The following is a 24,817-nucleotide window of genomic DNA, read 5'->3' on the forward strand; positions in this document are numbered from 1 at the left end:
CGGAGCGTGTCGATTTCCTCGCTCGCTGCCCCGTTCCGTTTGATCGGGAGGACAAAAGTACCAGGTCATTTCCGAACCCGCAATACCCTCGGTGCTTTTTCCAGGTGCTTGCACTTCTGCAAGCGCGGCCCCCGGTGCGCCCAAGACCTAACCCTGAAGCACTTGGGGAAGTTCACCGCGCCGGAAAAAATATGGCAACGCTTCCGCCGGTGGCCGTCCCCCTCCTTGTGGCGTGGGGAAACCGAGTAAAGCGCCGCACTTTTTGCTGGCGCTTCCAGATAGACACTTTGGGCAAGGCTTAGGTTCAATAAGTTCCTATTTTTTTAAAGGGCATGCACATCACCTGAGTACCCCTTAAATACTGGCCGTCGTTGAGGCTAGGGCAAATGCTCGGTCAGTTCTTCAGCACCAACCCACTCAAGGGCGGTACCTGTACTTGACCATCCGTGACTGTTAAGGCACCTCCTAAGAGGCTAGGAAGTGTAACCAATAGGTGTGAGAATCTTGAGTTGAGCATCTTGGATAGAGTCGATGTAGATAGATGCTCATAAGCGCGGCTGGCACCCTTGTTGCCGGGCTGATCAGGCACCAGTGGCGGGCGCGACAACCGGCAGTTGGTGGAAGCGGTGCTGTGGCTAATGCGCAACAGGGCGCGGTGGCGGTCCCTGTCCCATTAGCGCGGCAGCTAGCACACCACCTACACTCGCGTTCATTCCGGCGCTGGTACCTAGCCGGAATGGACAGCGACTGTTTGAAGCGCTGCAGGACGAGTCGACGCTGCACGCGCCACGGGTGTACTCCACTATGGAGCGGGCGCACCAGCATGCTGCCGGGGCGCGCAACATAACAGTACAGCAGCCGTGCCGGGCTAAGTATGAAGCACGCAGTGGCCAAAGGCCGCTGCTTCCTCATGGCCGGCCAGCGCCATGATGCCGCCCCGCTCGTCGTAAAACTAGCCCGCCCAGACACGCACGCCGTCATCATGCCCCAGCGTAAGCGCCCCCGCCCGCGTGCCTACAACGCGCAGCGCCACCGCCTAGAGCGCCTCTATGCCTGCCTCAAGCAATTTCGCCGTGTGGTCTCCCGCTACGATAAATACGCCTTTCATTTCCTCGTCTTCGTAAACCTAGCCGCTACCGGCTATGGTGCGTGACTGTTAACATACCCTAACCTTGCGTTAAGCCCAATTGGCTAGCTGTTATTTAAAGCATAAGGCTAGGAAAGGGCCTCTCTTGAAAACCCAGTATTATATAGAGTAGTAATGCTAGCAAGTGGATGCGAAGTAGATGACATCTATAATAACATGATGCTTACCCAATAGCCACCGTGCGCATGCTTAGCCCGCCGAAGGAGACTTCCTCAAAGGTGTGCGTAATGGGCTCATCTTTATCGGCTAGTGCCAGCGTGTAGAGCAAGGGCCAATAATGGTCAGGGGTGGGTACGGAGAGCGGGCCGCTGGCACCAGCTTTCTGCACATCGAAGAGGCTACGGAAGTCGCGCTGATCGATTTTGCGCTTTACATACTCATCGAACTCCACGGCCCAGTCGTAGGGCGTGGCGTCGCCGGCCATAAGTTTGGGCATGCTCTGACGCAGGTTGTGCACCACATTGCCGGAACCCACGATGAGTACACCGCGCTTACGCAGTTCCTGCAGTTGCGCGGCAAGGGCAAAATGCTGCTCGGGCGCTTTGTGGAAGTCCAGGCTAAGCTGAAACACCGGCACATCGGCCGCCGGGAAGAGGTGGTGCAACACCGTCCAGGTGCCGTGGTCGAGGCCCCACTCGTCGGAGCCGTGCAGATCGGGCACCAGCGCTATGGCCTGCCGCGCATACTCTGGAGAGCCAGGCGCGGGGTACTGCATATCGAACAGCGCCTGCGGAAAGCCCCCGAAGTCGTGGATGGTCTCGGGCCGCTCGTTCAGGGTCACGAAGGAACCGCGTGTAAGCCAATGCGCCGACACCACGAGGATGGCATTGGGCTTTTGCTTGTTGCGAATGTCCTCGCCCATTTGCTTAAGGGCGCGGGTGAAGGAATTGTCTTCCAACGCGTTCATCGGCGAGCCGTGCCCGATGAAAAGCACCGGCATCTTCGCACTTTTCTGAAACGAGGAAGAAACGGTATGAAGATCTTGCAGATTCATGGCTGAGGCAAAGGGCAGAACGGCCAGCGTTTTCAGAAACGTCTTGCGGTCCATTGTATGGTTCTGTCAGGTACTATGCAAAGGTACCTTGGGCCTTAGGGCCGGTGCCTTGATGTATGGTAAGAAATGAGTTGGATAGCTAGGCAGATGATGGAGTTGATCGGGGTAAACTCGTAGTTTCCCCGGTCATGGTGACGAGTGAGAACCTTGCTAAATATGAGCTCATTCTCACACGGTGAGGTTGTTTGCTTTGCCCTGGATGCCAAGCCGATTTCCGTGCTGCCATTTATAGGCCTGAGAAAGACAGGCAGAATCGGTCCTAACCTTAGTTTTAGCTACCTGCTATTGCCCCGCCAAATCCCGCCTGATGCGGCTCAGCGACTCGGGCGTGACGCCCAGGTACGCAGCTATCATGCGCTGCGGCAGGCGCTGGGCCAGCATGGGGTACGTGTGCTGAAAATCCAGATACCGCTCTTCGGCCGAGGCGCTAAGTGTAAGTACCAAGCGGCGCTGCATGGTGCGCATGTTATTTTGGAGCAGCGTGGTAAAAAAGGTGGGGAAGCCGGGCGTGATGTGGCTTAGCTTGCGGTAAAACGTCGCGTCAAACAGCATCACCTCGGCGGGTTCCACGGCGTCGATGTAGAACATGGCCGGCTCCTGGCGCGTCAAGCTGTTTTGATCGGCAATCCACCACTGCTCGGGCGCGAACTGCAGAATATGCTCCTTGCCTTTGCCATCTATGACGTAACTGCGCAGGCATCCGCGCACCACAAAGGCCCCTACCCGCGCCAATTCACCCGCGTGCTGCAACAGCTCATGCCGCAGCAGGGTGCGTGGCTCAAACAGCGCTTCGACTGCCATGAGCTGCTCGTCAGACAAAGCTAGTTTTTGCTGAAAATAGCTTCGAAACAGACTTAGCGAGCTGGCGGTCATGGTGCAATATGCGCAACAGCCCTGTATGCAGAGCCAACCGCCGGTCTTTCCTTTAGCTGAACCTCTGCCCCACTCCACCGGTTAAGCAGGCTTACCGGCATCTATGGAAACTTCCCTAAAAATACGCCTGAGTATACTCGACCAGTCACCGGTTCGGCCGGGCACTACGCCGCGGCAAGCTGTACTGGAAACCGTGGAGCTGGCCCGCCTGGCCGACCGCCTGGGCTATAGCCGGTACTGGGTATCGGAGCACCACAATACGGCTTTTCTGGCGGGCTCCACGCCGGAAGTCCTCATTGCACACCTTGCAGGTCAGACGGAGCGCATCCGGGTGGGCTCGGGCGGCGTAATGTTGCCGCATTACTCGGCGCTGAAAGTGGCGGAGAACTTTCGCATGCTCGAAACCTTGTTCCCAGGCCGAATCGACCTCGGCATCGGCCGCGCGCCGGGCACCGACCGCGTCACGGCCCACGTGCTCAATCCCGCCAATACTTTCCGCGACGAAGACTTTGCCGAGCAGCTCATGGACCTCAAAGCCTTTCTGCGCGACGAAGTGGTGACCGATACCATTCACGATAAGGTGAAGGCCATGCCCCAAACGCCTACTGTGCCCGAGCCTTGGCTGCTCAGCTCTAGCGGACAAAGCGGCCTGTTTGCGGCGCACTTGGGCTTGGCTTTCTCCTTTGCGCAGTTTATCAACCCCAACGGCGGCCCAAAGCTGATGCAGCTATATAAGGAGCGGTTTCGGCCGTCGGAATTCTTTCAGGCACCCACCGCCAACGTGGCCGTATTTGTGCTCTGCGCCGATACCGATCAGAAAGCGCAGCAGCTACGCGCCTCCATGGAGCTGCAGATGCTGCGCATCGAGCAAGGCCAGCGAGGCCCATTCCCGACGTACGAGGAGGCCTTGGCTTACGACTACTCGCTCGAAGAGCGGGGCCGGCTGGCGCATAACCGCGGCCGCATCATCAGCGGTACTCCCGAGCAACTGCACGAGCAGCTTACGCAGCTGGCGGCTTCTTACGGGGTGGAAGAAATTGTAGCCGTGACTATCACAGCCGATTTTGAGGATCGACGACGATCCTACGAATTGCTGGCCGAAGCTTTTGAGCTGGAAAAGGCGGCAGTAGTCGCCTAGATTTCTACCTGATCATTGCATAGGGCACTGGAACGTCACGTTTCAGTGCCTTGTTTTTGCGACCTGATTATCAAGCAGAAAGCCTAAGTCCAGCCCGACGTTAGGAAATGATTTTCGTCACTTATTTCCTAAAAAGCACCTAGCCCGTAATTCTTTATTTGGATTCTATCTAAACAGCGCGTTGCTTTGCATCACTTTAGAAACAATCTAAATATCAAATGCCGCGCGCCCTGCCCTTCTTGCTTTTTGCCCTAGCTCCGCTAACTGTCAATGCACAGTCTTTGCTGGCTTATAATCATCAACCCGGCGACGAACCCACGACTAATCCTTATGCAGCGCATGGACAAGTAGTAGGCCGCGTGGTGCTAGCCGATGGGCAGTCCGCAGAGCAAGTTTCGGTGATGGTGAAGGGCACGGCCATTGGCACGAGCACGGAGGCCGACGGCTCATTCCGCCTGCGCCTCCCCACCGGCAAACAGACGCTGGCCGTAGCTTATCTGGGCTACGTGACGCAGGAAATCGAGGTGGACGTGCCGAACCGCAGCACCGTGAGCCTGCCGACGATTTCGCTGGTTAAAAGCTCACAGCAGCTTTCGGAGGTGACCATCATCGAGACACGCACCGTGAACCAACGCCCTACCGGCGTAAGCAAAATGCCTATTCGGCCCATGGACCTGCCCCAGGCGGTGGTGACCGTGAATCAGCAGACACTGGAGCAGCAGCAAGTATTGCGCCTGAGCGACGCCATCGTGAATACGCCGGGCCTGTACGTTACCAGTACCACTGGCGGCACGCAGGAGGAATTGGGCAGCCGTGGCTTTGCTTACGGTTCCAATAACACTTTTAAGAACGGCATCCGCTTTAACAACGGCGTGATGCCCGAGGCTTCGTCCTTGGAAAGCATGGAAGTGCTGAAGGGCAGCGCCGCCATCCTGTACGGCAACGTGGCCGCAGGTGGCGTGCTGAATCTGGTGACCAAGAAGCCCAAGTTTGAACAAGGCGGCGCGGTGGGACTGCGCGTAGGCTCCTTCGGTTTTTGGAAGCCGATGGTGGACGTGTACGGCGCCGTAGCGGGCAGCGACAAAGTAGCCTACCGCCTGAACGGGACTTACGAGCAGGGCAACGGCTTCCGCGACGAGGTGAAGTCGGACCGCTTTTACGTGAACCCGTCGCTGATTTTCAAACTTTCGCCCAAAACCGACCTGCTGCTGGAAGGCGACTACCTGCGCGACAACCGCACGCCGGACTTCGGCATTGGCGCCGTCGATTACGTGTTTCAGCCCTCGCGCACCCGTTTCCTGAACGTGCCTGGGGCAAACAACGCCACCTCGCAGACCAGCGCCACCGCTACCATTACCTCCCGCCTAAATGACACCTGGCAAGTGCGCGGGGTGGCCGGTTTCCAGCGCTACGACAACGAGCTGCGCACCGCTACCCGTCCGGTAGGCATCATTACGCCGGGGGCTAACTACGGCAACTGGAACCGCGGCCTGCAGCGCACCCAGACCGACGAAAACTACTTCCTGGCCCAGCTGGACCTGACCGGTAACTTCCACACCGGCTTCCTAGGGCATACCCTTTTAGTTGGGGCCGACGCCGACCAGTACCAGACTAACACGCTGAATTATACCAACCCGGCCACTCCGAACAACCCCAACCAGGCCATCAGCGCCTACGACGCCATCAACCTGCTCGATCCGACCAAGGAAATTTCGCAGCCCACGCTGCGCCTGCAGGGCTTTGATGATCTGGAACGCAACATCCTCACTAAAGCCGGTACCCGCCGCGCCGGCTTCTATGTTCAAGATTTGTTAAGCTTCAGCGACAAAGTAAAAGCCTTGGTAGGACTACGCTGGAGCTACCAGGAAACGCCCAGCGACGTGTACTACTACAACACGGTGGTAAACCGTCAGCCTCAGCCCAACAATCAGCCTCCGCTGGCAGGCCAACTAAGACTCAACCGTCGCTACGACAACGCTTTCTCCCCGCGCCTAGGCCTGGTGTATCAGCCCCTGAAGACGATGTCATTGTTTGCCTCGTACGCCAATTCTTTTAGCCCACAGGCCAACACGGTGGCCGACCTGAACGGCCAACCACTGCCGCCGTCCATCATCGATCAGTACGAAGTGGGCGTGAAAAACGACCTATTCAACGGCGCGCTGTCGGCCAATGTAACGGCTTACCGCATCGTCAACAGCAACCAGATCCAGAGCGTACTGCCCACCGATCCACGCTTCCAAGGCGCTACCAATACCACTAACCCGCAGGAGTTGGCCGGTGAAGTAACCAGCAAGGGCGTAGAGGTGGACATTCAGAGCAAGCCCGTAATGGGTTGGTCGGTAATTGCGGGCTACAGCTACAACAATACCGCTTATACCAACAGCAACATCTTTGAGAACGGCAGCCGCCTGCGCTACAACCCCGCGCACACCGCCAACGCCAGCGTGTTCTACACCTTCGAAAATACGGTGCTCAAAGGCCTGACGGCTGGCATCACCGGCTACTATGTAGGCGACAAGCTGGCGGGCCGCAACCCGCGCCTGCTCGACCCCAGCACCGGCCGCCCCTGGCAGACTGGCGTCGATGCCAACAAGTTCATCAGCATTCCTGATTACACGCAGCTTGATGCCTCGCTGGGCTACGCCTACAACCGCTTTTCGCTGCGCGTGAAACTTGCTAACCTGCTGAATGAGTTGAGCTACAACATGCACGACGACAACAGCGTCAACCCCATTGCCCCGCGCAATTACTCGGCTACGCTTTCTTACAAACTCTAAGCTTCACCCGCTAATCCCCACTTCAATGCCGCCAACCCATCGGGCCCCTTGGTTCGGTGGGTTCGGCATACCTAGCCACCGCACATCCAATGAAGGTTTTCTTCCGCAACATTCACCTGTACCTCAGCTTGGTTTCAGGGCTCATCATCGCCATTGTGTGCCTGACCGGCGCGGTGCTCGTCTTCGAGAAAGAATTGGAGCAGCGCTTGCACCCAGAGCGCTACTTTGTGGAGCAGCAGGGCGCGCAGCGCCTCTCGCCCGAGCAGATGGTGGCCGCTGTGCAGGCGCAAGTGCCCAAGGCCAAAGTGGCCAGCGTGAAGCTCTACGCCGACCCGCTCCGCACTGCCGAAATCACCTTGGCCGGTGGCCCGGGTGGCCCCGGTGGCAAAGAAGGTGGTATGCGAAGCGGTGGTGGGGAACAGCGTGGTGAGGGTGCACGCAGTGCTCAAGCCGGAAAAGGCGACAAGGAAGGTAAGGGCGAAAAGGGGGGCAAAGGTGGCGGCGAAGGTGGCCGCGGCCCACAGTACTTCGTGAATCCTTACACCGGCGCTGTAGTAGGCCCGTACGTGTACCGCGACACTTTTTTCTTCTCCGTAATGGCCCTGCACCGCGGCATGGTGGGCGGGCCTGTGGGCAAGCTCATCGTGGGCGTAAGCACCATCATGTTCCTGTTCATCATCCTGACGGGCATTGTGCTGTGGTTTCCTGCTACCGGCAAGGTGCTCAAGCAACGCCTCACCGTGAAGTGGGATGCCAGTTGGAAGCGCCTGAACCACGACCTGCACATCGTACTAGGATTTTACTCGGCTTTGTTTCTGTTTGTGTTTGCCTTCACTGGCCTAGCGTGGTCGTTTGAGTGGTTCAACAACGGCATCTTCGCCGTTACCAAGTCCGACCCCAAAGGCCCGGAAGCACCCAAGTCCGCGTTTGTAGCCCAAGTTCCGGGCTCCACTATCGGCTTTGATCAAGCCTACGCGGTGGCTCGTCTGCAGATACCGACGGCCCTTTCCTACGCCATTTCCCTGCCCAAAGACTCCTCAGAGGCCGTACGCGTGGCGACGACCAAGGCCAACGCCGTTTACGAGGGGGCCATTGACGAGCTATACCTCGATCAGTACACCGGTCAACCGCTGGGCAAGCTGGCGTTCGAGGAGCGCAACCTGGGCCAGCGTGTGCGCCGCAGCTTCAAGCCGGTACATACCGGTGCCATTTACGGTATGCCTTCTAAGATTATTGCCCTTATCGTGTGCGTGCTGGGCTTCACCTTCCCTATCACGGGCGTGATTATGTGGCTAAACCGCCTGAAAAAAGAGCGAAAAAAGCAGCGTAAGCTAAGCTACGCCGCGTAGTAACGAGCAAACGGCCGCCGGAATGAACTCCGGCGGCCGTTTTGTTTTAAGTGAAATTTACCCCGCTTAGGGGCGAGTTGTCCCCAGGCAATAGCCAATTCCCACCGCAAGCAGGGCGCTGGGCAGCAGCTCGTAGTATTGGGTGCGCCTGCCGCCCAAGCGCGGATTAAGCGTTACATCGGCCAGGCCCGCCCACCGCGGGGTCGGCTGGTAGCGAAACCCAGCCCCCATGGAAAGAAACACGTCCAAGCGGTTTTCCACCCGTTCGCTCTGAAACGTGCCGGAGGCGGCAGGATTCAGGTAATAACGGGTTTCGCGGTCTACCAAGTCGGAGTGGCGGAACGCAAGCCCACCTAGCAGGGCAAACTGCGCTTTTTGCGGCACCCGGCCCAGAGTAAACCGCAGCAGCGCGGGCACCACCGTCGACTTAAGCACCTTGTGCTGCACGTAGCGCTCAGAAGCGCTGCTTTCGTCGCGGTCGGTGGTGCGCTTTTGGTAGGCTAGCCCGCTCTGCAGCGCTAGCCGCGGGCCTAGCGCCAACTGCCCGTGCAGCGAAGGGGCCCAGGTGAGCCCGTCGATCGACTCGTTGGTTCCAGTGTAATAGCCTGCCATGGATGTTAGCCCTACGCCTAGCAGCCAGGGGTGAGCGGGCTGCGCGGCCGGTGCCTGAGCCCAGGCGCCAGTACCCGCGCCAAGGCCAGCTAACAGCAGTAGAATAGATTTCACAACAAGTATTGAGAAGGGTGACGATATAAAACGTGGCAAGCTAAGGGTTTTGCTTGGCCGCATAATAAAACAGCGCGTCCTGCCGCTGGGCGAAACGCGCTGTTGCTGGTGCGAGACAGCCGCCTAAAATGGCGGGTCTTCGTTGCCGAAGTTGCTTTTGGGGAACGGCTGCGGCGTGGGCGCATCGTTCATGCGCGAACCGAGGCGAATAGTGTTTGGCGCCGGTGCAAAGCCAGGGTCGGGGTCTTCGAAGGAGCTGGCAGGCAGCTGGCCGGTGTTGTAGCTGGCCTCAGGCGCGAAGTCCGAGCCGTCGAGGTCCATGAACTTGGTAAAGCGGCCGATGAACTTGAGCGGTACGTTGTCAAGGCCGCCGTTACGGTGCTTGGCAATGATTACCTCGCCTACGCCCTGGGTGGGGTTGCCCATTTCGTCCTCCGTAATGCCGTAGTACTCGGGACGGTACAAGAACATTACCATATCGGCATCCTGCTCGATGGAACCCGATTCGCGAAGGTCGCTTAGCTGTGGGCGCTTATCACCGCCGCGGGTTTCTACCGAACGCGAAAGCTGCGACAGCGCGATTACCGGGATGTTCAGCTCCTTGGCAATACCCTTCAAGGCCCGCGAAATAGAGGCAATTTCCTGTTCGCGGTTGCCGCCGGGGCGTCCGTCGCCGTTGCCGGTCATCAGCTGCAGGTAGTCGATGATGATCATCTGAATGTCGTGGTGCGACTTCAGACGGCGGGCTTTGGTGCGCAACTCGCGGATGCTCAGGCCCGGTGTATCATCGATGAAGATGGGCGCGTTGGAGAGTGTCGCAATCTTGTGGTTCAGCTGCTGCCACTCGTAATCCGCCAGGTTGCCCTTCTTAATCTTTTCCGAATCCAGTTCTGCTTCCGCCGAAATCAGACGGTTGACGAGCTGAATCGAGGACATTTCCAGCGAGAAGAAGGCCACGGCTTTCTTGTCCAGCACCGCGGCATTGCGCATGCAAGACAGTACGAAAGCGGTTTTACCCATAGCCGGGCGAGCCGCAATGATGATCAGGTCCGACTTCTGCCAGCCCGACGTTACGCGGTCCAGAGCCATCATACCGGACGTTACACCGGTGAGGCCGCCCGTTTGCTTGCTTTTTTCTTCCAGTTCCTTGATGGCCTTGCCCATCAGGCTACGCATGTCGTCGAAGTTCTTGCGAATGTTCGATTCCGACACTTCAAACAGCGCCTGCTCGGTCTGGTCGAGCAGGTTGAACACGTCCTGGGTGTCCTCGTAGGCGTCGCGGTGGACGGTGGAGGCAATGGCAATCAGCTCGCGCTTAATGGCGTGCTCGGTGATGATGCGGGCGTGCGTCTCAATGTTGGCCGCCGACTGAATACGGTACGTTAGCTGGGCTACGTACTGCGGACCGCCGGCCATTTCCAGGGTGCCCATGGAGCGCAGCTCCTGCGTCACCGTCAGAATATCGATGGGCTCGGTTTTATCGAACAGGCTCAGGATGGCCTGGAAAATCTGTTGGTGCGCTTCTTTGTAAAAGCTTTTGGGCTTGAGAATGTCGATGACGCTGGTCAGCGCGTCTTTTTCCAGCATCAGAGCACCCAGTACGGCTGCTTCCAAGTCCAGGGCTTGCGGCGGCAGCTTGCCCGTAGGGCTGGCGGGCATCACCGGCTTATTCCAGGCCTTATGGGCCCTGGCGGCCAGTTGTTTAACGCGGCTGTTGCTATCGTCCATCATCGTGCGGCAGGTCCTCCCGGTCCGAAAGTACCGGAAAAGGACCACAAAACTACGCCCCGATGGGGTATTTGCCGCCGTTGATTGCCGACAGAGTTTTCGCTACTTTGCCTCAATTACCCCCACCCCAAAGGGCTTGACCCAACCTGGCTTCGTTACCTTTGCCGTCCGGCTTCACACCGTACCTCAAGTAGCGTACCTCCTACTGCCCGCATGGCTTATCCTTCGTACCGACGCGTCCACCTGATTGCGGTGGGCGGCAGCATTATGCACAACCTCGCCCTGGCCCTGCACCGCCAAGGCATTCACGTCACCGGCTCCGACGACGAAATCTTCGACCCCGCCCGCACCCGTCTCCAGCAGGCGGGCCTGCTGCCGGACCAAATGGGCTGGGACCCCGCCCGCATCACCGAGGACCTCGACGCCGTCATCGTGGGTATGCACGCCCGCCCCGACAACCCCGAACTGCACCGCGCCCAGGAACTGGGACTGCGCATTTTCTCTTTCCCGGAGTTCATCTACGAGGCCTCGAAAGACAAGCAGCGCATCGTTATCGGTGGCTCGCACGGCAAAACCAGCATCACCAGCCTTATCCTGCACGTGCTGCGCCACCACGGCCGCGACTTTGACTACGCCGTAGGGGCGCAGTTGGAAGGCTTTGACCTGATGGTGAAGCTCACCGACGACGCGCCCATTATCATCATCGAAGGCGACGAGTACCTCTCCTCACCCGTGGACCGTCGGCCCAAGTTTCACCTCTACCAGCACCACATCGGGGTGATTTCCGGCATTAGTTGGGACCACATCAACGTGTTTCCAACGGAGGAAAACTACCGCGAGCAGTTCGCCATTTTCGCCCGGATGACGCCCAAAGCCGGCGCCCTCATCTTCGACCGCGACGACGAGCAGGCCCAGCTGGTGAGCGTGCCTTCCAACCCCGATGTGAAATACGTGAGCTACGGCCCGCACGAGCACGTCATCAAAAACGGCGTGACCTACCTCGTCACGAAAAAAGACGAGCTGGTGCCCATCCAGATTTTCGGCGAGCATAACCTGCGCAACCTTTCGGCGGCCAAGGAAGTGTGCAAGCAGCTAGGCATCAAAGGCAAAGATTTCTACGAGGCCGTGGCCACTTTCAAAGGCGCCGCGCGCCGCTTGGAGCTGGTGAAGCAGGGCAACTCTTCGGTGGTGTACAAAGACTTTGCGCACGCGCCCAGCAAGTTGAAAGCTACCTCCACGGCCCTGAAGCAGCAGTTTCCGCAGCGGCGACTGGTGGCCTGCCTGGAACTGCACACCTTCAGCTCGCTTAATCCCGATTTCCTGCCTCAGTACGAAAGCACCTTCGACGCGCCGGACGTAGCTGTGGTGTATTTTAACCCGCAGGTGCTGGCCCATAAGCGCCTGCCCCCGCTCAGCGACTTGCAGGTAGCTGAGGCCTTCCATCGCCCCGATCTGCGCGTGTTTACCGATAGCCGCAAGCTAGCCGAGTTCCTACGCGAACAGAACTGGCACAATGCTAACCTACTAATGATGACTTCCGGCACCTTTGATGGGCTGGATCTGGTGCAGCTAGCTGGTGAAGTGATAGGCAGTTAGCCCAACCAACAAAAAGTAGCGCGGGCTCTGTAAGCCCGCGTCCACAGATAGTATTTCCTTCCGTACAACGGTAAAGATTATTATCTAGGGACGCGGACTACAGAGTCCGCGCTACTTCGCGCTTACACCCGCTATGAAACCTACACTTCTTCTGCTGCACGGGGCGCTGGCCTCTTCGGATCAGCTGCAGCCGCTGGCTCAGCTGCTCGCCGCCGATTTTGAGGTACACTCCTTTTCCTTCAGCGGGCACGGTGGCCGCGAGTTAAACCCGGCCCAGTTCACCATGACGCATTTTGCGGCCGACGTGAGCTACTTCCTGGCCGAACACCAGCTCGACCACGTTCACGTGTTTGGCTACAGCATGGGCGGCTACGCGGCCATCCTAAGCGCCGTTACCGACCCCGGCCGTATCCGCTCCATCACCACCTTGGGTACCAAGTTCGACTGGTCGCCGGAAACGGCCGCGACGGAGGTGAAGATGCTCGATGCGGAGAAGATGCAGGCCAAGGTGCCACAATTTGTGGAGCTGCTGCAGCAAACGCACGGCACCACCGGCTGGCGGGCCGTGGTGGAGTCCACCGCTGCCATGATGCTGGAACTCGGCAATGCGCCGGCCCTGCACGAGCTGAACCTACCGGATTTCACCGTGCCTGTACAGGTGCTGGTGGGTGAGCTGGACAAAACGGCCGGTGTGGAAGCGTCCCGGCAGTTTGCCGAATACTTGCAAAACGCCAGCTTCGAGGTGCTGCCAAACACCCCGCACCCGCTCGACCGCGTCGATCTGCCCGTGTTGGCCAACAAGATTCGTAGCTTCGTGCAGGCCGTTACGGTACCCATGGCTCCCTGATGCTTATTGACTCACTCCACTGAGCGCATTCGAGGCCTGGCTTTCGGGATGTACTTGTTCAGAAATGAGTGTGCCAAGCTGCAGAGATGCTTTGGCGGTGTTCAACATGACGGCCAAATAGTTAGGGATAAGATGGCTTCTTGCCAAAAATCAAGCTGATAAAGCAACGCCGCCCACCTCATGAGGTGGGCGGCGTTGCTTTATCAGTCTCATCCGGTTTTGGCGGCGCTGGCGTAGGCTTCCTACGCCGGTCCGTTGTCACGAGCAGGGCCAAGGCCGTGAGCGACAGGCGCAGGATCCACTTGCGGCTCATTTCTTAGCGGGAAAAAAAGTGTTTTTCTCTTCTACGGTCAGGTCGCAAGTGCCGCCGCCCGAATTATCTCCGCAGGACGTGCCGGTGATGCCGTTGGCGCCGAAGTTGAAGAAACACATCTGGCAGCCTTTGCCGGCCAGTATGTAGCGCTCGGTGTTGGAGCTGAGGTACAGCTCATTATCAGTGGTTAGCTCCAGCGGCAAGGCCATGGCCCGGAACATGCCATTCTGCAGGCCCATGCCCACCAGGAAATACATGGGTTTGTCTTTGGCCGAGCTCTGCACCTTCCGCACCTGCGCTTTATCAATCACGGTGCCATCGCCGAACTGCCGACCGAAAAGCAGCATGAGTTGCTCGCGGGGCACTTTGTAACCCACTTTCTCCGCTTCCACCACGGCGACCAACCGGTTGGGCGAGGCAAGCATAGGCAGATTTTCCTCCGACTTTTTGGCGTTGCCGGATTCGGGGAATCCTTGCTTGCTGGCTTCGCAGCCGGTCAGGAGAAGGGCCACCACCGTGGCGGCCCCGAAAAAGCGGGAACGGAAAGATTGAAACACGGGCGGGGTCGCTCTAGCGAGCAGTATAGTATTTGCGGGCTTCAGGCAGTTGTTGCTGAATATCACTGATGCGGGTGGAAGACGAGGGGTGCGTCGAAAGGAATTCGATGTTGCCGCCTTGCTCTTTAGCCGCCATGCGTTGCCAGAACGACACGGCGCTGTCGGGATTGTATCCGGCCATGGCCATAAAAATCAGGCCCAGCCGGTCGGCCTCTGACTCCTGATTGCGGCCGAACTTCAGCAAGCCCAGCTGCGAGCCAGCACCAACGGCCTGCATGAATACGCCCTGCGTGGTGGAAGGATTCTGCCCCACCGCCGCCGACAACACGCCGCCCAGGCCCTGCGCGGCCAGCTGCTGACTCATTCGCTCGTTGCTGTGGCGCGCCACGGCGTGCGCAATTTCATGGCCCATCACCACGGCAAGGCCGTTTTCATCGGCTGTGATGGGCAGGATGCCGGTGTACACGGCCACTTTGCCGCCGGGCATGCACCAAGCATTTTCCTGCTTTTCATCAATGAGGTTAAACTCCCAGTTGTAGCCCGCTAGCTGCGCCGAAGCGTTTTGCTGCTGGAAGTACGACTGCACGGCCAGCTGAATGCGCTGGCCCACGCGCTTCACCATAGCTGCATCATTGCCGCTGCTGATTACCCGGCTCGACGACAGCACCTTGCGGTACTCCTGTTCGGCCATGGTGTTCATTTCCTGATCCGAAACCAAGCTAAGCTGCGAGCGGCCCGTGAGCGGAACGGTAGCGCAGCCGGTGGCTGTGAACAGGGCCGCGGCCAACATGATTTTTTTGAGCATGAGAGAAAAAGCTTTGTCGAAAACGGGCCAATCCCGCTTTCGGCGGCGAGAATACACATTTCAGGCCAGCTCGGCTGTGCGTAGCTATACGGCGCGAGCGGGGGCAAATGTTGTATGCCGCTTAACGCCTGCAGGGCCTTTTGCGTAAGCGCCGCAGTGCAAATGGCATTTTCTTCGCCCACTCTGGTCCCGTACTTTTGCTTATACGGGTTGTTTGCCCGCTTCCCCCTGACCTTGCCTCTCATGAAGATTATTTGCATCGGCCGGAATTATGCCGAGCACATTGCCGAGCTAAACAACGAAGTTCCCGACGAGCCCGTCATCTTCCTCAAGCCCGATACGGCCCTACTACAGCGCGGCATGCCGTTTTTCTACCCCGATTTCACCCAAGACATTCACCACGAAATCGAGCTGGTGCTGCGCATCAGCAAAAACGGCCGCCACATCGAGGAACAGTTTGCCCATACCTACTACGACGCCATCAGCCTAGGCCTGGACCTGACGGCCCGCGACCTGCAGAGCAAGCTCAAAAGCAAGGGCCTGCCCTGGGAGCTGGCCAAAGGCTTCGACGGCTCGGCGCCGCTGTCGCCCACGTTTAAGCCCGTGTCGGACTTCGCAGACCTGAAAAACATCAACTTCCGCCTGGAAATCAACGGTGAGGTGCGCCAGCAGGGCAACTCGGCCATGATGCTGCACCACTTCGATAAGATCATCAGCTACGTGTCGCGCTTTATCACGCTGAAGATGGGCGACCTGATCTTTACCGGTACGCCCAGCGGTGTGGGGCCCATCAAAGTAGGCGACCAGCTCACCGGCTACCTCGAAGGCGAAAAGCTGCTGGAACTAGCCGTAAAGTAAGCCCGGCGCGGCGGCGCGGTTCCACACTTCCGCACCCGTGGCGCGGCACCTTGCCCAGCCTCCAGCGCGGCTGTATTGCGGGCCTCGCACAAGCTGGGAGGCTCGCGTCCGTTTATTGCGCTTGAAGCTCTGCGGAGTTTTCTTTTCGATCTGCATCTGTATTCCACCTGTTTGCGGCCTGTTCTGGTTGCCTCAAGCCCGTTGTTGCCCCTGTGTTGTTGAATCACCTATTTCTTTCCAAGCTGCTGATGCTGGCCGTATCAGCGCTGCCTTCGGCTTGCACTTCCGATACCAGCAAGGTGGAGAAGCCGGTGCAGCCCGAAGCCGCCGCGGTGGCCCCGCCCGATACGGCTTCGCTCAAAGGCTATTTTCTGTTTCCCATCAAGCCCGGCAAGCCCAACCTGCTGGCCGGCAGCATGGGCGAACTGCGCCCCAACCACTTCCACGGCGGCCTCGACATCAAGACCGATGGCCGTACGGACCTGCCCGTGTACGCCTCTGCCGATGGGTACATCTCGCGCCTGAAGCAGAGCAGCTTCGGCTACGGCAACGTGCTTTACATCACTCACCCCAACGGGCTGGTGACGGTGTACGGCCACCTAAACCATTTCCGTGGTCCGGTGGCTCAGGAGCTGCTGCGGCGCCAGTACGAGAAGCAGAGCTACGAGCTAGAGCTGCACTTTCAGCCGGGGCAGTTCCCGGTGAAGCGTGGCGAGGTAGTGGCGCTGTCGGGCAATACCGGCGGCTCGGCCGGTCCGCACCTGCACTGGGAAGTGCGGACCGCCCAAGACCACCAGCTGAACCCGCTGCAGTGGGGCGGCTTTCCCGAAATTCAGGACCACGTGCCGCCCACAGTGGTAGCCGCCGCCGTGGAGCCCTTAAGCATCGACGGCCGGGTGCAGGGCCGCTTCGAGAAGCGCGTGTTTACGCCCACCGGCGCGCCCGGCGCCGGCTTCAGCGTGGCCGATACCATTGCAGCGCACGGCACCGTGGGCCTGCTGCTCCAAGCCTTCGACCGCTTCGACAATGCCTGGAACAAGAACGGCCTGCAGCGCGTGGAAGTCACGGTAAACGGGCAGCCGCTTTACTCGCACGTCATCGACAACATCGGTTTCCCGGAAGCGTCGCGTCAGATCAACCACCACACCGATTACGAGTACCACCAGCTCACGGGCCGCACCTTCGAAAAGCTGTGGGTGGATGACGGTAATGTGCTGCCTATCTACCAGACCGGCCCCACCAAGGGCAAACTGCGCGTGGAGCCCGGCAAGCTCTATACTGTGGAAATGCGCCTTTCCGACTCGTACGGCAATACCACGCCCCTGCGCATGGTGCTGCGCGGCGAGGAGCCGGAGTACTGGCAGACGCGCAACGCGGCCGTGAAAAAGCCCGCGCTGCGCTACGATGTGCTGCGCAACATCCTGCGCGTAACCGCCGACGACACCGCTCGCCAGGCGCCCAACCTGATCCTGCAACGAGCCAACCGCCAGCTGCAACTCAAGCCCAGCTACACCGACCAGAGCCGCAGCATCTACCTCTACGACCTGCGTGCCGGCCTGTTTGATTCCTTGCGCCTGCCCGGCCAGAAGCGTGCCCTGCGCTTTGAGCGAGTGGCAGCCATTCCGGCTCAGGCGGAGCACTTGTTTTCAAATCAGCTCGTCAACCTGACCTTTGCTCCGAACACGCTGTTCGACACGCTCTACCTGCAAACGAGCTACAAAGACGGCCTCTGGACGGTGCAAAGCCCCCGTTACCCGCTGTGGGAACACATGCGCGTGACGCTCAAGCCTCCGGTACCGGTGGTGGACAAGCAGCGCACGGCCGCTTACCTAATTCGCGGCAACGGCAAAATCTACCAAGGCGGCAAGTGGAACGGCGAAGAGCTGACCTTTGCGGCGCGCATGTTTGGCCAGTACCGGCTGCTCACCGATACCATACCGCCTTCGGCCAAGCTCGTGAGTAAGGGCCCGGGCGGGCTGGTTTTCAAAGTGGGCGACGACCTATCGGGCCTGGCTAGCTACCAGCTTGAAATCAACGGGCAATTCCGCCTGCTGCGCTTTGAGCACAAAGCCGCCACCCTCTTCACCGAGCGGCAAGACACGCTTGGGCCGCCCTTGCGTGGGCCGGCACGCCTGCGCATCACCGATCAGGCCGGCAATGAAAAAGTGCTTACACTAAATCTGTAAGCGGTAAAGGCGGGGCCACGGTCCCGCCTTTTTGTTTGCTTCGGCTATTCAAGACTGCTGGCCAGGATACGGCCACTGCGGGTCATAAAAGCCTCATGTCTAGGCTGCTGACCTTCCTTGAACGGTTTGCCCCAACGTACTTTCAACAGACCGTTGTCAAACGGTACCAATCGGCGCCCGGCAGGGCCATAGTAGTTCATATCGGGGACGTAGCCTGCGGGCAACGGCAGGGCCTGTCCTTGTGGCGTAATTAATACCACTGGGGCGTCCGGAGTTCGGCGGGTCGCAAACCAGCCACCGATCAGGGCCTCAGCCCAAACATACTCCACTGGGGTAAGCCGGTGGCCATTGGCATTCAGCAAGTGAAAAGGGCCTTCACCGGCTACCTGCGGCTTGGTAGCCATGCTGCTTGAAGATGTTTCGGGAAGCAATAGTCGTAGGTGGCCGCGTCGGTTCAGGAGAAACACCTTACCGGCCTCATCGGTGACCTGAGCGACCGAATCGACAAAGGGCTCAGCGGATCGGAAGTACATGCCTGCAAAAGCCGGATGACCGTTTAGAAGTAAGTATTCGAACCGTTCCTGCCCGTTGCTCAGGCTGATACTTTGGCGGACAAAACCTGCTTCATCCGGCCCTTCCAGCCACTGGCGCTGCAAAGGCCATACGTAGGCACCTGTTGTATCGATCAAGCCATACCACGGCGCATTTTCCTTGTCGAGAATACTAACCGCTGCACGGTTATAGCGGAAGTTTCCGACATAGCTGAACTGCGCCGGCACCACCACCTTGCCGTTCCGGTTTAAGTAACCATGCTGCTTTGTGTTCCAATCACGAAAGCGCAACCGCCCATCATGCAAAGGGGATATGTCGCCGAGGTAGGGAGTAAGACGCCGGCCTTGCAAGGTGAATAGCGCCTGCGGCGGCGGGGGCGGCGAGTGCTGCCCCCGCACGGTATGGAGGTAGTACCAATTGATGCGCGGCGTTGCCTGGCTTGCCAAGTCTCCCCCTAGGTAGCGCCGTTGGCGGTTGTACCAGTACCATTTCTGCCTGTTCTTCTGATCAGGCTCCTTAGCGGTTTCTACTTGGTACTGATACTCGGGCTCAACAAAACGTCGGCGCCATGCTTTCAGCCTCAAACTACCATCCGGCTGTAGGTAAGCTACGCGACGCTTGTTGGTCAGCAGGTATTGTCCTTTGGCATTTATCCATAACTCTTTGGCCTCTGCTCGAAGCCGCCACCTTTTACTGCGTGGCCGCCAAGATTTCAGCTTATCTACCTCGCAGTAATGAACCTGCACATAAGCTCCTTCTTGCAGGAAAACTGGCTGGTCAAAAGCCGGCCGCACACCCAGATTACCCAGCGTATCGGACAGGCCCCAGAGGTACTCGGAATAAAATGGAACAAGCCCGCCGGGCGGCAGCGGCGCCGGGTAAAGGCGGCGCACCCGCTGCAGCTTGTTACCCTCGGGTGCCGGGGGGGACTGCGCCTGCAGCGCAACAGAAAACAACGCCGCTATACATAAATAAACTAAGCAACTAATTCGCATTAGAAAAACAGATTTGCCGCTATATGCAGGCAAATTATGTATTGTCCGTCAACCTTTTATTGAACGCACCTGCATTTCACGCGAGGAAAATTAGTGGCCTAGTCCTGTCGTTTCGGAAAGGAGTAGCATTTTTACCCCGCAGCCTGCGCGGCCGGTATTCCGTACGACGCGCAGGCTCCGTCCCTACGTCATTCCTCTTTTCCACTTGATTTTCTGATGGGAGAAACGCTACAACCCGTGGCCATTCCGGCCGCTGAACTGCACCTAGGCCAATACCAGGCCGCTGTCGACGCCAAAATCGCCGAATTCAACGCTAAAAACTTCACCGCCGGCTTCTGGCAAAAAGACGCTGCGCTGTGGGTGCAAGACCCCACCGCCCAAGCTGAGCTGCGCGCCTACATGGGCTGGCTGCGCGTGGCCGAAACCATGCAGGAGCGCGTGTCGGAAATCAATGAGTTCGTGCAGGAAGTGCGCACCGCCGGCTTTACCCACGTCATCGTGATGGGCATGGGCGGCTCGTCCATGGCTCCTATTGTGTTTCAGAAATCATTCGAGCGCGCTGAAGGTGGCATGGAAATGCTGGTGCTCGATACCACCGACCCCGGCACGGTGCGTCAGATCGAAGAAGCCGTGCCGCTCGAAACCACGCTGTGCATCGTGGCCAGCAAATCGGGCACCACGGCCGAGCCGCTGGCTTTCGGCGACTACTTCTACGACCGCATTAAGGCCATCAAAGGTGACAAAGCCGGCGACAACTTCGTGGCCATCACCGACCCCGGTTCCAAGTTTATTGCTACGGCTGAAAACCTCGGTTACCGCCGCGTATTCCTGAACTTCACCGAAGTAGGCGGCCGCTTCTCGGCCCTCTCCTATTTCGGCCTGGTACCGGCTGCGCTGTACGGCATCGACATTGCGGAGCTGCTGCGCCGCTCGGTGGGCATGATGACCGCCACCGGCGCCAATGGCGACGTGGAGCAGAACCCCGGCCTGGAGCTGGGCGTGGCCCTCGGCGTGCTGGCCCAGCAAGGCCGCGACAAGCTCACGCTCATCACGCCTCCTTCGCTGAGTGACCTGGGTCTGTGGCTGGAACAGCTCATTGCGGAAAGCACCGGCAAGCACGGCGTAGGAATTCTGCCCATTGCCGGCGAGCCACTAGCTGATACCTCACTCTACGGGCCGGACCGCGTGTTTGTGTACGTAGGCTACACCAATCAGTCCGATGCCGATAACCAGCAGCAACTGGAGGCGATACAAGCTGCCGGCCATCCGGTTATCAGCATTCTGATGAACGACCCGCTGGACCTGGGCCAGGAATTTTTCCGCTGGGAAGTGGCCACGGCCGTAGCCAGCGCCGTGCTACAGATCAACCCCTTTGACCAGCCCAACGTGCAAGCCGCCAAAACGGCCACCGACAGCCTGATGAAGGAAGTGGCCGAGAAAGGCAGCCTGCCCAAGCAAGCCGAAACCCTCTCGGCCGACGGCCTGACCTACTACAGTGCCCCTGCTGCCGACAGCGCCAAGGCTTTGCTAGCGCAGTTTTTCCAGGCCAGCCCCGGCGACTACGTTTCCATTCAGGCCTACCTGACCGAGACGCCCGAGCTGAACGCCGCGTTCGACGAGCTGCGCGCCGCGCTGCAGCGCCGCTTGCACGTGGCTACCACCTTTGGCTACGGCCCGCGCTTCCTGCACAGCACCGGCCAATACCACAAAGGCGGCCCCAATACCGGCCTGTTCCTGCAGCTCACCGTCGACAACAACCCCGACCTGCCGCTGCCCGGCCGCTCGTACACCTTTGGCACCCTGAAGGACGCCCAAGCCCAGGGCGACTTGGAAGCGCTACAGAACTACGACCGTCGTACTCTGCGCGTGCACCTCGGTACCGATGCTGTGGCAGGCGTCCGCAAGCTCATCAGCGAGCTGGCCTAAAACAGCTTTCGCATAAGACGACGAGAGACGCGTCAGTTTTCTGCTGCTGCGTTGATTGGAATCACCCAAACGGATCCAACGTCCCTACGGACCCTGCCCGGTGGCACTACCCAGACGGTCTGGGCACAGAAAGTAACTTTTGACGCCACTGGCTTGGTCGAAGGACTGTACACCATCCGGCTCAAGCAGGGGCCCACTCGCAAAGCATCCGAGTGGTAATAAAACGATAGCGCCAGAAGCGCAAGCAAAAAAGGCCACTACCTGTTACGGTAGTGGCCTTTTGATGTTGGACAATCAGCAAAGCCTAACGGCCGAAGTCGTCCTGCACGCGCACAATGTCGTCTTCGTCGGAGGGCTGGGTGGCATCGGTGTGCTGCCAGATTTCGGCCAGGATACCCCAGCCGTCGAGGCCCACGAGGCGGTGCCGCTCGCCCTGGCGCAGCGTGATTTGCTCGCCTACCTGATAGGTTTTCAGCTCGCCTTCAGCATCGGTGTCGCTAGTCACCACGCCCACCGGCCCTTGCACTACACGCCAAATTTCGGCGCGGCGGTGGTGGTACTGCCAGGAGAGGCGCTGGTGCGGTGCCACAATCAGAATCTTGGGGCTAAGCTTGCCCGAAATGCGCAGCTCTTCTACAGAAAGACCATCAAAATAGGTATCGGCAAACTGCTGAGCCTGGCCCTCGTCGATGACAAAGAAGCCGCCCCACGGGCGCGTCTGGTCTTGCTTATCAATGCCAAAACCTTGCTCGCGGAGCAGTTGCTCGGTTTGCAGGAAAAGTTGTTGCTTGGAAGTGTCGGTGCTCATTATAAAAGGAAGGGTAAACAAAGCGGCGCGCGCTGAACGCAACAACTGCTGATCGGTTAAAGCCAGATCTGCTCTTTAGTAAGAGCCCAATCGGGGCCAGCTAGGTTGCGCGCCGTTTGGCAAATTTATCAACTCCGGCTCAACTGAATAATTTTCTCTCGTCAGCCCTGCTGCAGAAGCTTTCGAACGCCCATGTCCTGGCCTGCGTACACCTCCCCGCACAACCACACCCGCTATGCAAACGCCCAATATCCGTAAACCTTCCCTGTGGACCGTCGCCGCGGCGGCCCTTACCACTGGCGCCGCCGTGTACGCCTACACGCGCCGTCGCCACCCTGAGTTGGGCACCGTCGCCCACGTCGATCTGCACCGCTACGCCGGCTTGTGGTACGAAATAGCACGCCTGCCCCAGCGCTTTGAGCGGCGCTGCACAAACGTTACGGCCGAGTACCGCCCGATGGCTGATGGCCGCATCGAAGTAAAAAATACCTGCCGCAAGGGCTCAATCAATGGCCCCGAAGAGGTAGCGCACGGCGTGGCGCGCGTGGCGGACCCCAGTACCAATGCCAAGCTGAAAGTAGAATTTCAGTGGCCGTTTGAAGGCGACTACTGGATTCTGACGCTGGACCCGGAATACCAGTTTGCCCTCGTCGGCTCGCCCGACCGCAAGGGCTTGTGGGTGCTCAGCCGCAAGCCGCATCTTACCCACCCTACCTTGCACAACCTGGTGGAAATAGCGCGGCAGAAAGGCTTCAATGTCAGCAAACTCATTTACACCGAACAGCCCGAGGCACACCCGCTAAGCGCGTAGCGTTTGGCCCGCAGCAGCAGGAAACAGAATCCTTAACAATCCTTTTGCCGAAGCCCCGGCAGCGCGTAGCGCGCTACCGGGGCTTCGGCGCTTTCCTGCTTTCGGGCTGATGATAAGACAGCGGTACTTTAAGCCAACCCACTAACTTTGGCCCGATGATTACGCTCAACCCGGGCGACCAAGCCCCCGATTTTGAGGTCCAAGACCAACATGGCCACCCCGTACGCCTCGCCGACTTTCGCGGACAGCGCGTGGCTCTTTACTTCTACCCCAAGGACGATACGCCCGGCTGCACGGCCCAGGCCTGCTCTCTGCGCGACGGCGAAGCCCAGCTGAAGGCGGCCGGCGTGCAAGTGCTGGGCGTGAGCACCGATTCGGTAGAATCGCACCAGCGCTTTGCTGAAAAATACGAGCTTCCCTTCCCTCTACTGGCCGATACCGACAAGAAACTGGTGGAAGCCTACGGCGTGTGGCAGGAAAAGAAAAACTACGGCCGCACCTACTGGGGCGTGGCCCGCACCACGTTCCTGATCGACGCCGAAGGGCGCGTGGAGCGCATCATTCGCCGCCCCGACACGAAAAACCACGCCGAGCAGCTGCTCAAATAACCTAGACCGCCGGCGGACCTGTTTGGGTCCGCCGGTTTGGTTTTTGGCCGGCCCGATTGGTATCCCGATTTTTGCTACAGTCGGCCACGCGCTGCGTATCAGTGGGGCCGGGGGCCGCCGCAGCTCCACCAGTCCAGTCTTCATTTAGTCATTTAGTCATTCCCCTTCATATGTCTGCTTCTTCTCCTTCCGCCGAAGCCACGGCGACCCGCTCCATCACCGAGCTCAAGCAAATTGCCTCCCAGGTACGTCGCGACATCGTGCGCATGGTACACGCGGTGAATTCCGGCCACCCGGGTGGTTCATTGGGCTGCACCGATCTGCTGGTAGCCCTTTACTTCAAAGTGATGAAGCACACGCCCGAGCCCTTCGACATGAACGGCGTCGGTCAGGACCTGTTTTTTCTCTCCAACGGCCACATTTCACCGGTATTCTACTCGGTACTGGCCCGTTCGGGCTACTTCCCGGTAAGTGAGCTGAGCACCTTCCGCAAAATCAACTCGCGCTTGCAGGGCCACCCCGCCACCCACGAGCACTTGCCCGGCATCCGCATAGCTTCCGGCTCGTTGGGCCAGGGCCTGAGTGTAGCCATTGGGGCGGCGCAGGCCAAGAAGCTCAACGGCGACGACCGCCGCGTGTTTGTGCTGATGGGTGATGGTGAGCTGCAGGAAGGCCAGATCTGGGAAGCGGCTATGTACGCCCCGCACCACAAGGTGGATAATCTGATTGCGGTAGTGGACCGCAACGGCCAGCAGATTGATGGCCCGACGGAAAAAGTAGGTGGCCTCGGCGACCTGCGCGCCAAGTTTGAAGCTTTCGGTTGGCAGGTAATCGAAGCCGATGGCAACCAGTTTGAAACCTTACTCCCCGCGCTGGACGAAGCCCAGGCCATGCTCGGCCAAGGCAAACCGGTGATGATCCTGATGGATACCCAGATGGGTTTTGGCGTCGACTACATGATGGGCAGCCACAAGTGGCACGGTGTGGCCCCAAACGATGAGCAGCTGGAAAAAGCTCTGCAGCAGCTCATGGTGGACCAAAACTCGGACTACTAGCAGCAGGTGTACGTCCTGCTGGGCCTATCGAAGTGGGCCTACTGCTTCAGCCAGCTCAGCAGGACGACCTAATGACGTTCCGACACAAGCTTTCATTCACTTAGCTCC

At 59.0% G+C, this 24,817-nt stretch carries 22 protein-coding genes; 14 read left to right on the top strand and 8 right to left on the bottom strand.

Features of this window, described 5'->3' with window-relative positions; translation table 11 throughout:
• The first annotated feature begins 874 nt into the window (after positions 1-874).
• Positions 875-1,153 (top strand): hypothetical protein, encoded by a 279-nt coding sequence (locus tag AC5FXY_RS18985; protein WP_493558294.1) that lies wholly within the window; start codon positions 875-877, stop codon positions 1,151-1,153.
• A 157-nt stretch (positions 1,154-1,310) separates the two neighbouring features.
• Here AC5FXY_RS18985 and ygiD read toward each other — a convergent pair whose 3' ends face one another.
• A complete protein-coding gene (gene ygiD, locus AC5FXY_RS18990) occupies positions 1,311-2,141 on the bottom strand; it encodes a 4,5-DOPA-extradiol-dioxygenase (RefSeq protein ID WP_493558295.1) in 831 nt (276 codons plus the stop codon).
• A 342-nt stretch (positions 2,142-2,483) separates the two neighbouring features.
• Positions 2,484-3,074 carry a Crp/Fnr family transcriptional regulator gene (locus tag AC5FXY_RS18995; RefSeq protein ID WP_493558296.1) on the bottom strand — a complete coding sequence of 197 codons (591 nt, stop codon included), beginning with the start codon at positions 3,072-3,074 and terminating at the stop codon, positions 2,484-2,486.
• Positions 3,075-3,177: 103 nt separating this feature from the next.
• Here AC5FXY_RS18995 and AC5FXY_RS19000 point away from each other — a divergent pair, with 103 nt between their 5' ends.
• From AC5FXY_RS19000 to AC5FXY_RS19010, 3 genes are all read left to right on the top strand, one after another.
• Positions 3,178-4,212: an LLM class flavin-dependent oxidoreductase gene (locus AC5FXY_RS19000; protein ID WP_493558297.1), complete on the top strand. Its 1,035-nt coding sequence runs from the start codon at positions 3,178-3,180 to the stop codon at positions 4,210-4,212.
• 239 nt (positions 4,213-4,451) lie between these two features.
• Entirely contained in the window at positions 4,452-6,989 is a 2,538-nt protein-coding gene (locus tag AC5FXY_RS19005) for a TonB-dependent siderophore receptor (RefSeq protein ID WP_493558298.1), read from the top strand.
• An 89-nt stretch (positions 6,990-7,078) separates the two neighbouring features.
• Entirely contained in the window at positions 7,079-8,338 is a 1,260-nt protein-coding gene (locus AC5FXY_RS19010; protein ID WP_493558299.1) for a PepSY-associated TM helix domain-containing protein, read from the top strand.
• Positions 8,339-8,404: 66 nt separating this feature from the next.
• Here AC5FXY_RS19010 and AC5FXY_RS19015 read toward each other — a convergent pair whose 3' ends face one another.
• Together AC5FXY_RS19015 and dnaB are read right to left on the bottom strand one after the other, a co-directional pair.
• Positions 8,405-9,064, bottom strand: coding sequence for a hypothetical protein (locus AC5FXY_RS19015; protein WP_493558300.1), 660 nt, complete (start codon positions 9,062-9,064; stop codon positions 8,405-8,407).
• 123 nt (positions 9,065-9,187) lie between these two features.
• Positions 9,188-10,723, bottom strand: a complete 1,536-nt coding sequence (gene dnaB / locus AC5FXY_RS19020; protein WP_493558349.1) for a replicative DNA helicase — start codon at positions 10,721-10,723, stop codon at positions 9,188-9,190.
• Between the two features lie 282 nt (positions 10,724-11,005).
• Between dnaB and AC5FXY_RS19025 the strand changes: the two genes are divergently transcribed.
• The gene (locus AC5FXY_RS19025; protein WP_493558301.1) at positions 11,006-12,388 is read left to right on the top strand and encodes a UDP-N-acetylmuramate--L-alanine ligase; all 1,383 of its coding nucleotides are present in this window, start codon (positions 11,006-11,008) and stop codon (positions 12,386-12,388) included.
• A gap of 133 nt (positions 12,389-12,521) precedes the next feature.
• Positions 12,522-13,235, top strand: a complete 714-nt coding sequence (locus AC5FXY_RS19030; RefSeq protein ID WP_493558302.1) for an alpha/beta fold hydrolase — start codon at positions 12,522-12,524, stop codon at positions 13,233-13,235.
• A gap of 309 nt (positions 13,236-13,544) precedes the next feature.
• Here the strand turns inward: AC5FXY_RS19030 and AC5FXY_RS19035 are convergent, their stop codons facing one another.
• Positions 13,545-14,105 carry a hypothetical protein gene (locus AC5FXY_RS19035; protein WP_493558303.1) on the bottom strand — a complete coding sequence of 187 codons (561 nt, stop codon included), beginning with the start codon at positions 14,103-14,105 and terminating at the stop codon, positions 13,545-13,547.
• Between the two features lie 13 nt (positions 14,106-14,118).
• Complete coding sequence (locus tag AC5FXY_RS19040) at positions 14,119-14,910, bottom strand: M48 family metallopeptidase (RefSeq protein WP_493558304.1); 792 nt, start codon at positions 14,908-14,910, stop codon at positions 14,119-14,121.
• 162 nt (positions 14,911-15,072) lie between these two features.
• On the opposite strand from AC5FXY_RS19040, the gene AC5FXY_RS19045 reads away from it, so the two are divergent.
• Entirely contained in the window at positions 15,073-15,768 is a 696-nt protein-coding gene (locus tag AC5FXY_RS19045) for a fumarylacetoacetate hydrolase family protein (RefSeq protein ID WP_493558305.1), read from the top strand.
• Positions 15,769-15,986: 218 nt separating this feature from the next.
• The gene (locus AC5FXY_RS19050) at positions 15,987-17,954 is read left to right on the top strand and encodes a M23 family metallopeptidase (protein ID WP_493558306.1); all 1,968 of its coding nucleotides are present in this window, start codon (positions 15,987-15,989) and stop codon (positions 17,952-17,954) included.
• A 44-nt stretch (positions 17,955-17,998) separates the two neighbouring features.
• Here AC5FXY_RS19050 and AC5FXY_RS19055 read toward each other — a convergent pair whose 3' ends face one another.
• Complete coding sequence (locus AC5FXY_RS19055; RefSeq protein WP_493558307.1) at positions 17,999-18,856, bottom strand: WG repeat-containing protein; 858 nt, start codon at positions 18,854-18,856, stop codon at positions 17,999-18,001.
• Positions 18,857-19,240: 384 nt separating this feature from the next.
• On the opposite strand from AC5FXY_RS19055, the gene AC5FXY_RS19060 reads away from it, so the two are divergent.
• From AC5FXY_RS19060 to AC5FXY_RS19070, 3 genes are all read left to right on the top strand, one after another.
• Positions 19,241-19,477 (top strand): hypothetical protein, encoded by a 237-nt coding sequence (locus tag AC5FXY_RS19060; protein WP_493558308.1) that lies wholly within the window; start codon positions 19,241-19,243, stop codon positions 19,475-19,477.
• Between the two features lie 240 nt (positions 19,478-19,717).
• Positions 19,718-21,427 (top strand): phosphoglucose isomerase-related protein, encoded by a 1,710-nt coding sequence (locus tag AC5FXY_RS19065; RefSeq protein WP_493558309.1) that lies wholly within the window; start codon positions 19,718-19,720, stop codon positions 21,425-21,427.
• A gap of 51 nt (positions 21,428-21,478) precedes the next feature.
• Entirely contained in the window at positions 21,479-21,646 is a 168-nt protein-coding gene (locus tag AC5FXY_RS19070; protein WP_493558310.1) for a hypothetical protein, read from the top strand.
• Between the two features lie 85 nt (positions 21,647-21,731).
• On the opposite strand, the gene AC5FXY_RS19075 is transcribed toward AC5FXY_RS19070, so the two are convergent.
• Positions 21,732-22,235: a cupin domain-containing protein gene (locus AC5FXY_RS19075; protein ID WP_493558311.1), complete on the bottom strand. Its 504-nt coding sequence runs from the start codon at positions 22,233-22,235 to the stop codon at positions 21,732-21,734.
• 235 nt (positions 22,236-22,470) lie between these two features.
• Here AC5FXY_RS19075 and AC5FXY_RS19080 point away from each other — a divergent pair, with 235 nt between their 5' ends.
• The 3 genes from AC5FXY_RS19080 to AC5FXY_RS19090 all read left to right on the top strand — a co-directional run bounded on the left by AC5FXY_RS19080 (position 22,471) and on the right by AC5FXY_RS19090 (position 24,709).
• Entirely contained in the window at positions 22,471-23,046 is a 576-nt protein-coding gene (locus tag AC5FXY_RS19080) for a lipocalin family protein (RefSeq protein WP_493558312.1), read from the top strand.
• 158 nt (positions 23,047-23,204) lie between these two features.
• Complete coding sequence (gene bcp / locus AC5FXY_RS19085; protein ID WP_493558350.1) at positions 23,205-23,654, top strand: thioredoxin-dependent thiol peroxidase; 450 nt, start codon at positions 23,205-23,207, stop codon at positions 23,652-23,654.
• A gap of 170 nt (positions 23,655-23,824) precedes the next feature.
• Positions 23,825-24,709 (top strand): transketolase, encoded by an 885-nt coding sequence (locus tag AC5FXY_RS19090; RefSeq protein ID WP_493558313.1) that lies wholly within the window; start codon positions 23,825-23,827, stop codon positions 24,707-24,709.
• Positions 24,710-24,817 lie beyond the last annotated feature (108 nt).

The organism is Hymenobacter sp. FMD4 (assembly GCF_058932745.1).